Origin of the sequence: Flavobacterium luteum (assembly GCF_008806775.1) — a bacterium.
GTDB lineage: Bacteria > Bacteroidota > Bacteroidia > Flavobacteriales > Flavobacteriaceae > Flavobacterium > Flavobacterium luteum.
On the sequence record NZ_WAEM01000002.1, the window covers coordinates 683897 to 700711 of the forward strand.

The following is a 16815-nucleotide window of genomic DNA, read 5'->3' on the forward strand; positions in this document are numbered from 1 at the left end:
TATGAAAATTACAATAGTTGCTGGCGCACGACCTAATTTTATTAAAATTGCTCCTATTATTAAAGCGATTGAGAAAAAGCAAAATGAAGGCGCAACTATTTCTTTTCGATTAGTACATACTGGTCAGCACTATGATAAAAACTTAAGCGCTACTTTTTTCGAAGAACTCAATATTCCTGAACCCAACTGCAATTTAGAAGTTAAAAGCGGATCACAATCTGTTCAAACGGCTGCAATTATGGTTGCTTTTGAAGAAGAATTATTAGAAAATCTTTGCGATTTAGTTCTTGTTGTTGGTGATGTCAATTCGACTATGGCTTGTGCTATCGTGGCTAAAAAACTAAACATTAAAGTCGCACACGTTGAAGCGGGAATCAGATCTGGCGATATGACAATGCCTGAAGAAATAAATCGAATCGTAACTGATAGTATTTCTGATTATTTTTTTACCACCTCAACTTGGGCTAGTGAAAATCTTATACAGTATGGTACCGATACATCTAAAATTCATTTTGTGGGTAATGTGATGATTGATACTTTATATCAAAATTTGCATAGGATTACAAAACCTAATTTTTGGGAAGAGTATCAATTAGAAACTGAAAATTATATTATCCTAACCTTACATCGCCCATCAAATGTAGATGAAGAACAATTTTTGAATAAATTATTGTTGGCAATTGATATTTTGGCTAAAGACAAAAAAGTAGTTTTCCCTATTCATCCACGAACAAAAGCAATACTTGGAACATCAGTTTTAGAGTTTAAAAATATACATTTTGTTGAACCTCAAGGGTATTTAGCATTTATGTACTTAGTTAAAAATTCATTTGCAGTCATTACAGATTCTGGAGGGATTTCTGAAGAAACGACCGTTTTGGGAATTCCTTGCTTTACATTAAGAGAAAATACCGAAAGACCCGAAACACAAACCATAGGAACAAACACTTTAGTTGGTGTTTCTATACAAAAGCTAGAAGATATTTATAGCTCATTTCTCGAAAACGGTAAACGAAAAAGCGGCATCCCTGAGCTATGGGACGGAAAAGCATCTGAACGAATTATTTCTATCATATTAGGAGAAAAGTAATGGAAGAAATACTAATAATATCTAATTATTATCCTCCAGAAAAAGGTGCCGCAGCCAACAGAATTGAGCAATTAGCACTAAAATTACATCAAAATAATTATGTGGTATCAGTACTTTGTCCGTTAGCAAATTACCCTAAGGGCGTTTTGTTTCCAGAATACAGAGGTAAGCTTTTTGTTGAAGAAAACCTGCAAAATATTCGAGTCAAACGACTTTGGATTTATCCGAGTAATAGTGCTGGGATTTTTGTTCGAATTCTGTCTGTTTTATCATTTTCTTTTGGACTGTTTTTTTACTTATTGTTAAAAAAAACACCAAAAAAAGTGGTAGTACAATCGCCACCGTTATTGCTTTCGTTTATTAGTGTTTTAATTTTATCTTTAAAGCGAAAAAAAATAATTCTAAATGTCTCTGATCTTTGGCCATTGGCAGCAATAGAATTAAAAGCTCTGAAAGTGAATTCATTTTCACATAAAATATCCCAGTTTTTGGAACGATTTATTTACAAAAAGGCTACCGTAATTTTAGGTCAATCTAATGAAATTATTACTCATATTCATCAATTTTTTCCTAATAAAGAATGTCATTTATATCGCAATTATCCCGATTTTGAATTACAAGATTTTGAATTAAAAACTACTGAAAACGCTACGATTAAATTATTTTATGCGGGATTATTAGGAATAGCTCAAGGCGTTTTAGAAGTCTGCGAGAAAATAAATTTAGAACATCTCAACATTGAATTTCACATTTTTGGAGAAGGTGCAGAAAAAACACAAATTGAAAAATACTTACAAAATAATTCATCCAAGAACATCTTTTTTCATGGAATGTTAGAAAGAAATGATTTAATAAATAAATTAAATTCGTTTGACGTTGCATTAGTTCCATTAAAAACAAGAATTTATGGTTCAGTACCGTCAAAAATATTTGAATATAGTGCTTTAGGAATTCCTATACTCTATTTTGGCGGAGGAGAGGGAGAAACAATTGTTAAAGAAAATGATTTAGGTTGGATTGCAGAAGTTATGCACTTTAACCCGCTAAATACTACTTTAAAAGAAATTTCAATGATAAAAAAATCAGAACTTCAATTGATAAAAAAAAGGGTTTTTGAACATTCTAAAACACATTTTAATCTTGATCTTCAAATTGAAAAATTGATTAAAACACAAGTGTTTTAATAGGCCTTCTCTTCGCCTTTAAAAATATTAAAAACGGTTTGAATAATTATTTTTATATCTAAAATTAAAGACCAATTTTCTATATAAAAAACATCATATTTTATACGGTTAATCATATCTTCATCTGTTTCGATTTCACCTCGAAATCCTCTTACTTGAGCCAATCCGGTAATTCCTGGTTTTACATAATGCCGCATCATGTATTTATTGATTCGATTACCATAGATTTTGTTTTGTGACCAAAGGTGAGGTCTTGGGCCTACAACGGACATTTCTCCAAGTAAAACATTCATAAATTGTGGCATTTCATCAATACTGGTTTTTCTTATAAATCGACCGATTTTGGTAACACGTGGGTCGTTTTTAGAAGCTTCCATTTCTGTTGTTTTATTAATTTTCATAGATCGAAATTTATAACAGAAAAATTCCTTTTCATCTATACCCGGTCTTCCTTGTTTAAAAAAAATAGGACCTCTTGATTCTAATTTAATTAAAATAGCAAGTAATGGAATAAGCCAAGACAATAAACCAAAAATTACTATTAATGAAAAGCAAATGTCGAATACTCTTTTAAATGCTTTGGTTATAGGATCGTGTAGGGTTGTTTTTTGTAAAGATAAAACGGGAAACATCTCATAATAATCTATTTTTAAATTCTTAGAGAAAATTTCTTTAGTGTCTGGAATAAACTTTATTGTTTTGCGGTTTTCATCGGCAAAATCTACCAAATCTTTTATTTGCTCGTTATTGATTTCATTCAAAGAACAATAAATTTCATTTACACCATTATCTAAAACAAAAGATTTTACATTCTCTAGTTTACCTTTAATGAAACTATTTGATTTTTTATCAGAAAAAAAACCCAAAAATCGGTATCCATAGTCGATTCGGGTTTCAAAAAGTTGTTTTAATCGAATCGATTCTGGAGTATACCCAATAATTATGGCACTTCTATAATTACTTCCTGTTACAACTCTATATTTCTTTAAATAATAAAAAAGTAAAAATTTAAAAATGGTAATCAAAATAAAACTAGACACCATAAAATAGGCTATTGCTTTACCACTAAACAACACTGTTTTTGAAAACGGAAAAAAAGCAATAATTACCAATAAAAATAACATGCCTTGCTTTAAAATTTTAGATGCAATTTCTACGGGAGTTGTAAATCGATAAATACCATAAAATTGTATTGAAAAGGCAATAATAGCCCAAACAAGGGTTTGATAAGCTAAATAATACAAACTATTTAAATTTAATTCTTTGAAGAAAAATAGACACAAAAAAGATAATACCAACAAGTCAAAAATAATACTTATTGGTCTAATATATTTAGAATATCTTCCTGTCCCTGCATTCATATTAATGAATAAATCCTGTAAAGTCTTTGTGTTCTTCTTTTAAAAGTGCTTCTGTTGACAATGATTTGAAATACTCATAGGTAATTTTCATTCCTTCACTTCTAGTTACTTTTGCCTCCCATCCCAATAGCGCTTTTGCTTTTGTAGTATCTGGTTGTCTTTGCAAAGGATCGTTTATTGGCAAAGGATGGTATACCACTTTTTGATTGGTTCCTGTTAATTTAATAATCTCTTCTGCAAAATCCTTAATGGTAATTTCATCTGGGTTTCCAATGTTAACAGGGAAAACATAATCAGAATGTAGTAATCTAAAAATACCTTCTACTTGATCGTTAACATAACAAAAAGATCGGGTTTGCATGCCATCACCAAAAATAGTTAAATCTTCTCCACGCAAAGCTTGTCCTATAAATGCTGGAATAACTCTACCGTCATTCAATCGCATTCTTGGCCCATAAGTATTGAAAATTCTAACGATTCTGGTTTCTACGCCATGAAAAGTGTGGTATGCCATAGTTATAGATTCCTGAAAACGTTTGGCTTCATCATAAACACCTCTTGGCCCTATAGTATTTACATTTCCGTAATACTCTTCGGTTTGCGGATGCACCAAGGGATCTCCGTAAACTTCAGAAGTTGATGCAATTAAGATTCTAGCTTTTTTTACCCGAGCTAAACCCAAAAGATTATGTGTTCCTAATGAACCTACCTTTAAGGTTTGAATTGGGATTTTTAAATAATCGATAGGGCTTGCTGGTGAAGCAAAATGCAGAATATAGTCTAATTCTCCTGGCACATGAACGAACTTGGTAATGTCATGATGATAAAACTCAAAATTCTTGAGTTTGAACAAATGCTCAATATTTTTCAAATCGCCCGTGATAAGATTGTCCATTCCTATAACAAAATATCCTTCGGCTATAAAACGGTCGCACAAATGTGATCCTAAAAAACCTGCTGCTCCAGTAATAAGTATTCTCTTCATCTTTGTTTGTTTGGCAATTAAAATAACGGAAAAATTGTGTTTTTATTATATAAATATTAACTTTTTATTTAGGTAAAAAATTGCTTTGTATTATGAGTTCGATTTGTTTTTTAAAGTTGTAAAAATCTATTTTTCCCTCAAGGAAAACCATTTATAACTTACATAAATATTTTGCCAAAAATAAACTTATGATTTACAATTTCAAAAGAAATGCGAGTAAAATCATTAATTATATTTGTAATACTATTTACGAGTTTCTTGAACCAAAGTGAATGAATTTAGTGTTTTTTTTGAATAATAAAACTATTCAAACGCCGACACTGTTTTAATAAACTAGGTATTTACAAAGTTTTTAAACTCTCGAATGCAATAGCTAACTGACGAAGCCAGTTATATATTTAGCTTATTTTTTCAATCAAATACTCCTTTCAAAGACAACAGAAAACATATTTAGAATTCATGTTTGCCAATAATATTCTCTATTGTTTCTTTTATTTCAGCTTCAAATCTTTTAGTGTCAAACTTTAATGCTTGATTTCTAATAGCTTCTTTGTTGAATTTTTCTATATTTTTTTCAAAATATAAAACTGCATTTATTAACGATTCAGCCGTTTGTTTTTCAAAAAAGACTCCGGTATCTCCCTCTTTTATATTTTGTTCTGTAGCAAATGTACCTACAATTGTTTCTAAAACACCTCCTTTTCCATAAGCTATTACTGGTACCCCACAGGCTTGGGCTTCTATAGGTACAATTCCAAAATCTTCTTGGGCGGCAAAGACAAATGCTTTTGCACTTTGCATTAAACTGAGCAGTTTATTTGATTCAACAAAACCTAGTATTTCAATGTTTGAAGTGGCCATTTTTTTGATTTTTTCAAATTCGGGGCCATTACCTCCTACAATTAATTTTTTTTCTGGCATTTTGGAAAACGCTTCAACTATAAGACTAATTTTTTTATAAGAAACCATTCTAGAACTTGTAAAATAATAGTCCGCTGTGGTATGTCCTAAGGTAAAATTAGAACAATTTACAGGCGGATATATGACAAGAGACTCTTTGTTGTACAATTTTTTTATTCTTTTTGCCACATATTTAGAATTTGCAATGTAATAATCCGGACGATTTGCTGTTCCTGCATCCCAGTTCCTTAAGTAGTGTAGCATCCATTTTATGGGAATACTTTTTAATCCTTTTTGTAAATTAGCTTCTTTGAGGTACTGGTGGTACAAATCCCAGGCATATCGAACTGGAGAATGGACATAAGCAATATGGATTTGATCTGGACGTGTTAATATTCCTTTGCAAACCGAAAAAGAAGAACTTATTATTACATCATATTCAGAGAAATCAAATTGCTCTATTGCATAAGGATAAAAAACAAAATAATGCCTGAACAGTTTTTTTGAAAAAGGAAGGTTTTGTAGGAATGATGTTTTGGATTGTTTTCCTTTTAACATTCGCTCTCTATCCTCTTTTGACAAATAATCTACCAAAGAATAAATATCAAAATCCTCCCAAATGTTTGTAAAACTTTCTAAACATTTTTCGGCGCCTCCGTTTTGAATCAAAATATCATGTATTAATGCTTTTTTCATAATTTTGATACACTTATTAAATATTCAATACATTTAATATAATCTTTTGATGTTTTTTCCCAAGTAAAATTTTGGGCTAACTGTGATGATTTTATACATAGACTTTCATAAATATTTGAATTTGTTAATTCTTCAATTTTTTGAGTCAATTGTATAGAATTTAATGGTTCAAAAAAAAATGCTGTTTGTCCGTATAATTCTTCATGAACTGGAATTTTTGATAATATACAGGGGGTATTTAAGCTCATTGCCTCTAAAGGAGGAAGTCCAAAACCTTCATAAACAGAAGCATTAATTACTGCCTTAGCTTCAGCTAATAATTGATATAATTCAATATCAGAAACATTACCTAAATACTCAATATTTAAATCATCAGAAGGCAAATCTACATCAAAAATTTTTTTATTTGTTCCTCCAACAATTTTTAAAAAATATTTATTAGGATTTAATTTTTTAAACGCTTTAATTATCGTTAAAAGGTTTTTCCTTTTACTAATTGAACCAATCGTTAAAAAATAATTTCTTTTGTCTGCTTTTTCTTCTTTTGGTTCTATGAAACTTGCTAAATAGATTACTTCTATTTTAGATTCAATTGTTTTTGGATAATATTTTAGTATTTCACTCTTTGAAAAATTACTAACAGTAATAATCTTTTTGGCAAATTTTGTATTAAAAAAAAACAAGAAATTGTATAATTTTACAAACTTCCAATCAAACCAATCGTGGCTTTGTTTAACCGCCATATCGTGAATTACAATTATATTCTTATTGAATAAAATTGGGGCTGTATTGCAAAAATTCAATAAAACATCTCCATGGTTTTTGTACATAAATAAGGGTAGTTCTATTTGCTCCCATAAATGTCCTTTCAAAAACCCTATTTTTACACATTGGAACTTTTTGGCATAACTATTTTTAATTTCTTCATTAGGATACAAAAAAATCAACCTTTCTTTATAATGTTTCTGAAGATGTAGACTTATTTCTGAAGCTACTCTTTGAACACCCGTCAGTTCCTGAGTTAAAAACCTTCCGTTTATATAAATTTTATTATTCATAAATAGAAAATTCTTTTTTTGAAAGCAATATATAACTAAACCATACAAATAAGTAGATTCCTAATTGCCTGCACAAAATATTTTCAAATACAGACTGAGAGAAAAAAACGAGAACAAACAACAATGAATAAAAATTTGCTCTCTTAAAATAGTTAAAAATTTGCAAAATAAATATTGACAGAAATAAACTTAATCCTATTATACCATAGCTAGTAAAAAACCAAAGAAACTGATTATGTGTATTATAATTAAATCTCTTTTTTCCAATCCACCAATAAGGTCCTTCGCTTACGGGTTTTGAATTATAACAAACAATTAATTTGTTATTGACTCTTTGACTGCTAAATTCGCCTACAAAATAATTGAACTCGTTTGACTTTATTATAGAGGCTACGCAATTCCAGATTGCAATTCTTGGTTCCCCATCTTTAAAAGTAATTCTTTCTAAAGCATGCTTTCCGAAAGTTAAAATAGAAATTATTATAATAACTAACAACAAAATATAATGTTTTATTCTTACTTTTTTCTCTTGAATTAAAATAATAAGAAAAATAATTACTGAAACTCCCATTGCTAGTCTTGCTGCTATTAAAAGCAAACTCAAGATAATAATTAGTGAAATGGTTAAAATTCCTAAAAAATTAATTTTTTTCTCATCATACAGATATTTTGAGCATATGATTGCCAACAGACAATTCAAAGCAAAATATGGTCTTTCAATAATAAATTTATTTTCAACAAGAGATATAAGACTTTCATAACTTTTAAGGTTGTCTATATAAATTCCTTTAATCATTATAAAATCTTCAAAAACAATATGAATCATTTGAAAAATCAAGAATGAATAGACAAAATATAAAATTTCACTTTTATTGAATTTTTTCACATAAAATAATAGTGGTATAAATATAAAACCCAATGATTTAATTAGTATTCCTATAGGTTCTTCTGGTATTAAAAAACATGATAATCCAAAAATTAAATATATGGACAGAAAAATAAGTAATTGTAATTTAAATATAACATCTGATATTTGTCTTATATTATTTAAGTTAAAAAGCAATAATAATAATATTGCTGGAGTAGAAATGCTAATTTTAAATACAAATGAAAAGCTAATGAAAACAAGTAAAAATTTTTCAAAAAACTCTATGTAAGATAAAAGTTTATTGTTTTTTAAATATAACGTTCCATTTTTCATAAAATCTTATCTTGTTAATTTGCTGGATTAATTATGCTTTGTCTTTTATTCCATACCAAAGCTAAAGGTATCGAAAGAAAAACCCATACAAAAAGCATTATAAATGAAGGAAAAGCATTAAAAGAAATTATTAATGAGATTATTCCTCCTGTAATTGCATCTTCTTTTAACTTTATTGATTTAAGTAAAGTTAGGCCCAAAAATAAAATAAATAAAATAAATCCGAAAATACCATATTCCGACCAAATTTCGAGATATACATTGTTGGCAATTGCTCTATCATTTACTCTTTTCATTGCATGATTAAAATAGGGGGAGCGTACTTTAACAATACGTTTATATTCATTATATTTATCATAATGCAAGCCATAGTTTGCCGGACCCACACCTATAATGGGATTGTCAAGCCCTGAATAAAATGCTGCCTGTGCGGTAATTGTTCTCTCTACCTTTGAATAATTAGCTCTAGTTACTTTATTAACAGGATCAAATAATTTCCCATATATATTCATTTTGTAATAATCTGTTTGAATAAATAAGAGTAAAAAAATAAAAATTATAGGGCAAAATTTTATCATGAAACTGGTCTTCAAAAATATTTTTCTATAATAAAAAACTATAAGCACAAATGAGCTAATTAGAGATACTGTCGATAATGTAATTATAACGGTTACTAATAAAAACCAAGCTTTTTTAGGCTTATTTAAATAAAATGCAATTGCCGCAGATAGTATTAAAAATGCCCCGAAATAATTTCCTTCTGCGAAAGTCCCACAACGTATTAATCCATTTAGGTTTTGAGGTTTGTCATCCATTCCTGGTAATTTTAAATAAGGCATATGTAGTGCAGAAGATAAAAATAAATACCAACCATAACAAGCAACAATTATTGCTCCTATAATCCATTTATCAAGATATTTTATATTTTTCGTAAATATTTTAAAGGATAAATAATAGGAGACTAAACAAATATAAAAATAGCATAACCGTATAAAACTGTCCCCTATTCTATTTATTCTAAAAGGAATTCTTTTAGGTGAATAATCGTAATTCCAATAGATATTTACAATAAAAGATAAAGTTACTATAAAGCCAAACAACATAACAATCGTATTCTGATTTAAAAACCAGATCGAACGACCTGAAATTGTTTTTTTATTTACATAAAACAGCAAGAGAATTACAAGAAATATTTCAGATATTTTTAAAGGAAAAAAGATATTTATTGTAAGAGCCTGTGTAAAAGGTAAAAATATTAGAAATAATTTATTTAAATCAATTTTCATTTTTAAGTTTTACTGTAAAGTGTACATTTTTTATTGACTTATTTCTTTATGGCATTTTGCTATTTACTATAATTACTTTAGTAATTTAATCTCTATGTTTAGAGCTGGTGCAATACTTCTAAGAAATGTTTCTTCATATATTTTTCGGGTTGTATTGTTTAGATTAACTAAAATAATGAAAGGCCAATTGACTGGGTTTTTATTGATAAATGTTATTTTAGAATCTATAACTTCTTTAAAGTGAAAATCATAATAATATTCTCTATTATTTAATGCTCCGTTAGTAAAAAAATTAAATGTTCGAAATGAAAACATTTTTTTATGGGTTGGATCTATAAAATTATTAGAAGATGTAAAATGGGGAACTCTTATTTCTACCACACCATTTACTGCCAAGACACGATGAATTTCTTTCAAAACTTTTGGATAGTCTATATGTTCTAATATATCGTAACATATTATATATTCAAAAGTATTACTTTCAAAAGGAAGTGGGTTTTTATCAATATCGCATACGACATCAACTCCGGGTAATTGGGCTATGTCTAAATTCACAAACCCTTCTTTAATGTCATTGCCACAACCAATATTTAGTTTGTTTTTCATTGTCTTAAAAAATTATACTTTGGGTATTTAAAAATTAAAATTGCCCACAAAGATATTGAAATAAATAGCTCAGTTATATATATGCCTGTCGAAATTCCGTAGATTCCATAGCTTTTTGACAATATTACATTTATAAATACATTTATAAATACCGCTAAAATAATAATGGGAGTAACCGATTTGTGTTTTCCATAAACCAAAAATGTTAAATAAGGAACCATATTTAATGCTACTATGAACGGTATCCAAGAATTATATATTAATAATTTTTGACATTGCTCTATGTTAGATTTGACAAAATAGGAAACAATAATATCCGAAAAAACATTTAAAATTACAGCAGCAGTGAACATACTTATAACTAAAAAAATAAATAACTTTTGAGCAAATGCTCTGTAATTTGTTGAACTTTCAATCGCTATCTCACAGGATTTCGGAAAAACACTTTGAATTACAAAAGAGCCACAAAATTTAACTGCCAAAATGATTTTTTCAACAACACAATAAATACCCAATGAATATTCGTCTACAAAATATCCTAAAATCATAGGGTTTAAATACGAATTAGCGTTAATAGAAAGTACTTGAATAAAAATTCCGAAGCCTTCCGAAATTTCTTTAACAATTGCTTTATAGTTTGGCAAGTAATGCCTCCAATTCATTTTATAAATCAAAATTAAGCAAGCGAATAAATACGTGAAAAAATCTGAAAGTCCTATAGTTAAATTTACCAAAAATAAATTGCCTTTGTCTTGTAGAAAAAGATATAATACTAAAATAGTTGCTATTTTAAAGAAAACATAGAAATAGAAAACATAGTGCATTTTGTGCAAGGCTCTTAAGACCCACATCGGGTTAAAGGCTCGGCCTAATAGGATAGTAATTGAAGTCCAATATAAAAAAGAATAATCACTTGCTTTTGGAAAAACAAAATAAATAAAACCACAAAGAAAGATTGCTATTGCTAATAAAAAAACTTTAGTATAATTAATAATAAAAAAGTGTCTATTTATAAATATTAAATCGCTTTTATTAATTGTAATCTCTCTAGTCGCATTAATATTAAAACCATAATCTGTTATTGACGATATAAGAACTACAATAGACTGAAACAAAATTACAAGACCAAATCCTTCAAGACCGCACCTTTGAATAATAATTGGCGATAATAATAAAGGAAATACAAAATTGAAGGAATTGATAAAAAACAAAAACAGGGAAGAATTAATATGCTCTATGTTAGAAACCAATAAAGATGTAATTTTAAGTCTCGCTTTAAACATTTTATAATTATAGCTTATTTAATAAAATTGATCTTGTATAATTATTAATATTTGTATTAAAAATGGCTAATGTACATAGAATTAGGCTACAAATAAAATTAATTTAAGAACAAATACTAAGAAATCAATAATTAAATTGGTCACTTTATTAAAATTGTTTTTCCTATTTGGAAGGATTTTGTAATTTCTTGCATTTCATAGACTAAATAGGTTTTGTAACGATTTAACATATTAATTCTTCCCTGTTTTTATATTGTTTTAACGCTTTATTGATAAACATAATAAAAAGTAGTAAAAATATATTTCTGATTTTATTACTTTTCTTTTTTTACAAATTCTTCAATAAGCCAAAATATCGCCATAAAAAAATTTTAACTTCAAATAAAAAACAATCACTCAAGATGAAGATGGAAGTTGTTATCATGATTGGGTCGAAACAGAAAAATAATCTTACTTGTTTTTATTCTCCTATCTCTTCACCATCTTGAATAATTTTATCTATAACAAACAATGGCCTATTTCTAACTTGATTGTAAATTCGTAAAACATACTCGCCTATTAATCCTAAAGAAATTAACTGAACGCCACTAAATAAAATTATTGCTAAAATGGTAGCTGTAAATCCTTGTGGTACATCATTGTAATATAATTTTCTATATACATTATACGCAAAATAAATTAATGAAAAAAGTATCGTTATAAAACCCAATCTTGTAATGATTTTTACAGGAAAATCACTAAAATTAAAGAATCCGTTAAAGGCCAATTCGAATAATTTACGCCAAGAGTACTTTGTTTCTCCTGCAAGCCTCTCATCACGATCATATTCAAAACCTATTTGTTTAAAACCAACCCAAGCTCTCATGCCTCTTAAGTATCGGCTTTGTTCGGGCATACTATTTAAATTATCTACTACACGTTTGCTCAACATAGAAAAGTCGCCGCTATCGATAGGAATATTAAAACTGGAAATCTTTTTTTGTAATCTATAATAGGCTAAGTAGGCCATTTTTTTTAAGAAACTTTCTTTTCTGTTTTTTCTAATAGCATAAATTACATCATAACCATTTGTTAGGAGTATATAGAATTCATGTATCAATTCGGGAGGGTCTTGCAAATCACCATCAATAATCATAGCTCCTTTTTTTCCTCTTACGTATGCTAAACCAGCACTTACAGCCAATTGATGACCGTGGTTTCTGGATAAAAGTACTCCAGTAAATCGATTGTCGGCTTTACAAATTTCTAGGATTAATTGGTCTGTTTTATCGCTACTTCCGTCATTTACTAGAATGACTTCACACGTAAATTCTGTTTGATTGATTACATTGGAAAGTCTCTCAATTAAAGCCTCGAAAACAGCTTCTTCGTTATATAGCGGAACAACTATGGAAATATCTATTTGTTTCAAATTATTTTAATTAACGCTTATAGTACTTTTTATAGAAAAAGTAGTCATTCTATATTTTGAATGTAAAACTATAAAAATAATCGAATCCTAACCTCTATATTGGAAAATTATGTCTATACTAAAATTTTTAATTATTGCCTTTGTCTACAAAAAAAACAAGTCGTTTATTTAATAAAATTTGATAAATTATTGTATTTCATAGACTAATTAAGCAGTGTAACGATAAAATATAACTTTGTATTTCTATTTGTATATTTTTACTTCTTTATTAATCAATAACTTAAAAAGTCATGAAAAAAATATCCCCGTTTTTTATTACTTTGCTTATCATTCTTTTTACAAATTCTGCAATCAGTCAAAGCATTGTTATAAACGAAATTTTAACTTCTAATACAACTATTAATACAGATGAAGATGGAAGTTATCAAGATTGGGTTGAATTAAAAAACAATGGAGCAACCGCAGTAAACTTAACTGGTTTTGGTTTAACTGATGATGCTTTGCTGCCTTACAAATGGATATTTCCTAATGTTTCTATTGCTGCTGGGAAATACCTACTAGTTTGGTGTTCAGACAAGAACCGAACTACTTCTGGAAGTCCACTTCATACCAATTTTAAATTAAGTTCTGCTGGCGGAATAATTACTTTAACAAATAAAACAGGTACGGTTTTAAATACTGCTACAACTCCAGCAATGTTGCAAAATATTTCATATGGCCGTATACCAAATGGTACGGGTGATTTTAAATTTTTCAGTGCTGTAACTCCCGAAGCTCCTAATGGATCTGTTGCTTTTACCGAAGCGTTAAGTCCGCCGACATTTTCTAACGAATCTGGGCTTTTAACCACAGGTTTTAATCTAACACTTTCAACAACCGTTGTTGGTGCAACAATTTTATACACTTTAGATGGTTCTGAACCCCAACTTTCTAATTTAGGGGGAACTACTTATAATTATAAAAATCAATATCAGGAAATAAGTACTGCTCAAGCATCTGGCCCTCTTTTAACGAATACTTTTAAAACTTTTCAATACGTTGCGCCTTTAGCAATAGCTGACCGATCAGCTTTACCTAACAAAATTGCTTCAATTTCAACCACATACTCATTTAATCCCACTTACATTCCTGAAAGTCCTATTTTTAAAGGAACTGTAGTTCGTGCTAAATTAATCAAAGCTGGAGCATTAGACAGTAAAACTGAAACCAGAACCTATTATATTTCTCCGCTTGGAACAAGTCGTTTTTCGTTACCTGTTTTAAGTTTAAGTATTGATGAAAACAAGTTATTTGATTACAACACGGGAATAAGTGTTGCTGGAAAGGATTTTGAAGATTGGAGAACTTCTAATCCAAGTGTAGATGCAACTTATGAAGAAGGCAATGCAAATTACTTTCGTAAAGGTAGAGACTATGAAAAAGTGGCTAATATTAGCTATTTAGTGAATGGGGTTGAGACTTTAAACCAAGATATTGGTATTCGAGTTCATGGAGGAATATCTAGAACTACTAGAAGTAAATCTTATACTTTATATGCTCGTGCCGAATACGGAAAAGACAAAATGAAATATAATTTTTTCTCTAATTTAACAGAAAACACATTCGATAATTTAGTGTTACGAAATTCAGGCGGGGATTTCATTCATACCATGTTTAGAGATGGTTTGTGTCATAATTTAGTGCGCTCCTTAAATTGTATTACAGAATCGTATCAGCCAACGGTAACTTTTATAAATGGAGAATACAATGGAATTTTAAATCTTCGTGAAAAATATGATGACAAGTATTTTGCTCGAACTTTTAATATTGCAGCGACTGAATTAGACTATTTAAGAGATCAAGGGGATTCAAGCAATGGTCAAGCTGATTATGGTGATGACACCCATTACCAAGCGATGTTGTCATATTTAAATGCCAATAGCATGGCAACACCTTCAAATTATACCTATATTAAAACCCAAATGGACACTGATAGTTTTAACGATTATCATATCACTAATATTTACCTACAAAATGTAGATTGGCCTGGAACTAATATTGAATATTGGCGAAAAAGAACGGCTAGTTATACTCCAAATGCACCTTATGGTCAGGACGGGAGATGGCGTTGGGCTTTTCATGATTTAGATGATACTTTCGGTCTACCAACTGACGACATTGGTCTTAATACATTGGCGCTCGCAACAGATCCTAATGGTCCTGAATATCCTAATCCAGCATGGTCTACTTTTATTTTACGTAAACTCTTAGTGAGCCCCGTTTATAAAAATGAATTTATTAATCGTTTTGCCGATTTAATGAATACAACTTTCCTTCCTTCAAGAGTAGTTGGAATGATTGACTCTATGAAATCGACTATTGAACCTGAAATATTAGAACACATTGCAAGATGGAAAATGCCACTAGAAATCGATAATTGGGAATTCTATTTGAATCAAGAACGGGATTTTGCCAATCAAAGAGCAGCATTTCAGAGAGATCATATCCGTTCACAATTTGGAATTGCATCTAATATTAATGCCACTTTGAATGTATCTAATGAAGCAGATGGTTACATTAAAATAAATACGATTGATATAAAATCGGGTACGCCAAGTATTGCATCAAATCCGTATCCTTGGACTGGAGTCTATTTTTCGAATATTCCTGTAACTTTAAAAGCTGTTGCTAAACCTGGTTTTGTATTTAGTAAATGGACTGGCGCTTCATCGAGTACCAATCCTGAAATTACAATAACCTCAGCTAATAGTTTTAATGTTACTGCTGTATTTGTTCCTGAAGCTGTGGCATCAAGTCAACCTATTTATTTTTGGATGATGAATTCAACAATTGCTAATAATATTCCTTTAGAAACTTTAAATTCAACTTATAAAAAAGGTACCACTGACGCTGTTATTCAATACCAATCATGTTTAGTTGGCTATCCTTTTGTTTCTACCGATGTGGTAAACTGGAGAAAAGCTTCTATGGAAAGACGAAATAGTCCAACAGATATTAACTATATTTCACTGGCTAATAATGATCTTACTTTCGCAACAAGCGATATGAAAGGATTACAAATTAAAGAACCTTTACAAAGTGGAAGCTTGGAAAATAATTTGATTTTTAAAATTTCTACTATTGGTCAAAAAGATATTAAGTTCTCCTTTGCAGCCATAAATGAATTAACTAACGCTACTGCAATTGTTGTCGATTATTCGGTCAACGCAGGAAGTCCTGTCTGGATAACATCGGGGCTGACTTCAAGCTCTTTGCCTTTGACCAGTGTGTATCAATTATTCAACATTAATTTCGCAACAATTACAAGTGCAAACAATAATGCTGATTTTAAAATACGTTTGCGTTTTACAGGAGCCAATATGACTGCCGATACCGGTGCTAGAATTACTTTTAATAATTTCGCCGTATACGGAACCCAAGTTTCTTTATCCGTAGTTTCGAATACCGCATTGAAATTCTCTGTATATCCTAATCCCTTTTCTGATATTGTAAACATAGTTGGCATGAATCAAACCGAAAATGTAGCTTTCAACTTATTTACAATTGATGGAAAATTAATCAAAAAAGGTAGATTAGAAGAAAACAATCAAATACATTTGAATGATTTATCAAAAGGATTGTATCTGTTGCAATTAACTTCTGATGGCAAAACGGAAACGAAAAAAATAATTAAAAAATAATCTATTTAATACTTCTCTTATAAGGGGTTAATAGTATAATGCTATTAACCCCTTTTTATATAAAATTTGTTAAA

The 16815-nt window shown here is 29.4% G+C and carries 12 protein-coding genes; 3 read left to right on the forward strand and 9 right to left on the reverse strand.

Annotated features, from left to right (window positions below; all coding sequences use genetic code 11):
• Position 1: 1 nt before the first annotated feature.
• Together wecB and F6464_RS06820 are read left to right on the forward strand one after the other, a co-directional pair.
• Positions 2–1090 (forward strand): non-hydrolyzing UDP-N-acetylglucosamine 2-epimerase, encoded by a 1089-nt coding sequence (wecB, locus tag F6464_RS06815; RefSeq protein WP_151107043.1) that lies wholly within the window; start codon positions 2–4, stop codon positions 1088–1090.
• Positions 1090–2274 (forward strand): glycosyltransferase family 4 protein, encoded by a 1185-nt coding sequence (locus F6464_RS06820; RefSeq protein WP_151107044.1) that lies wholly within the window; start codon positions 1090–1092, stop codon positions 2272–2274. The genes wecB and F6464_RS06820 overlap by 1 nt, the downstream gene beginning before the upstream one ends.
• Here the strand turns inward: F6464_RS06820 and F6464_RS06825 are convergent.
• From F6464_RS06825 to F6464_RS06865, 9 genes are all read right to left on the reverse strand, one after another.
• The gene (locus tag F6464_RS06825) at positions 2271–3635 is read right to left on the reverse strand and encodes an undecaprenyl-phosphate glucose phosphotransferase (protein WP_151107045.1); all 1365 of its coding nucleotides are present in this window, start codon (positions 3633–3635) and stop codon (positions 2271–2273) included. The genes F6464_RS06820 and F6464_RS06825 overlap by 4 nt on opposite strands.
• A gap of 1 nt (position 3636) precedes the next feature.
• The gene (locus tag F6464_RS06830; protein ID WP_151107046.1) at positions 3637–4620 is read right to left on the reverse strand and encodes a UDP-glucuronic acid decarboxylase family protein; all 984 of its coding nucleotides are present in this window, start codon (positions 4618–4620) and stop codon (positions 3637–3639) included.
• A gap of 450 nt (positions 4621–5070) precedes the next feature.
• A complete protein-coding gene (locus F6464_RS06835; RefSeq protein ID WP_151107047.1) occupies positions 5071–6216 on the reverse strand; it encodes a glycosyltransferase in 1146 nt (381 codons plus the stop codon).
• Positions 6213–7274 carry a glycosyltransferase family 4 protein gene (locus tag F6464_RS06840; RefSeq protein ID WP_151107048.1) on the reverse strand — a complete coding sequence of 354 codons (1062 nt, stop codon included), beginning with the start codon at positions 7272–7274 and terminating at the stop codon, positions 6213–6215. The genes F6464_RS06835 and F6464_RS06840 overlap by 4 nt, the downstream gene beginning before the upstream one ends.
• On the reverse strand, positions 7267–8100 hold the full coding sequence (locus F6464_RS06845; protein WP_151107049.1) for a hypothetical protein: 834 nt from the start codon (positions 8098–8100) through the stop codon (positions 7267–7269). The genes F6464_RS06840 and F6464_RS06845 overlap by 8 nt, the downstream gene beginning before the upstream one ends.
• A gap of 389 nt (positions 8101–8489) precedes the next feature.
• Positions 8490–9761, reverse strand: coding sequence for an O-antigen ligase family protein (locus F6464_RS06850; RefSeq protein ID WP_151107050.1), 1272 nt, complete (start codon positions 9759–9761; stop codon positions 8490–8492).
• A 72-nt stretch (positions 9762–9833) separates the two neighbouring features.
• Positions 9834–10367, reverse strand: a complete 534-nt coding sequence (locus F6464_RS06855) for a class I SAM-dependent methyltransferase (protein WP_151107051.1) — start codon at positions 10365–10367, stop codon at positions 9834–9836.
• Entirely contained in the window at positions 10364–11650 is a 1287-nt protein-coding gene (locus tag F6464_RS06860; RefSeq protein WP_151107052.1) for an oligosaccharide flippase family protein, read from the reverse strand. The genes F6464_RS06855 and F6464_RS06860 overlap by 4 nt, the downstream gene beginning before the upstream one ends.
• A 460-nt stretch (positions 11651–12110) precedes the next feature.
• Positions 12111–13061 (reverse strand): glycosyltransferase family 2 protein, encoded by a 951-nt coding sequence (locus tag F6464_RS06865; protein WP_151107053.1) that lies wholly within the window; start codon positions 13059–13061, stop codon positions 12111–12113.
• Between the two features lie 290 nt (positions 13062–13351).
• Here F6464_RS06865 and F6464_RS06870 point away from each other — a divergent pair, with 290 nt between their 5' ends.
• Entirely contained in the window at positions 13352–16741 is a 3390-nt protein-coding gene (locus F6464_RS06870; RefSeq protein ID WP_151107054.1) for a CotH kinase family protein, read from the forward strand.
• The last annotated feature ends 74 nt before the right edge of the window (positions 16742–16815 follow it).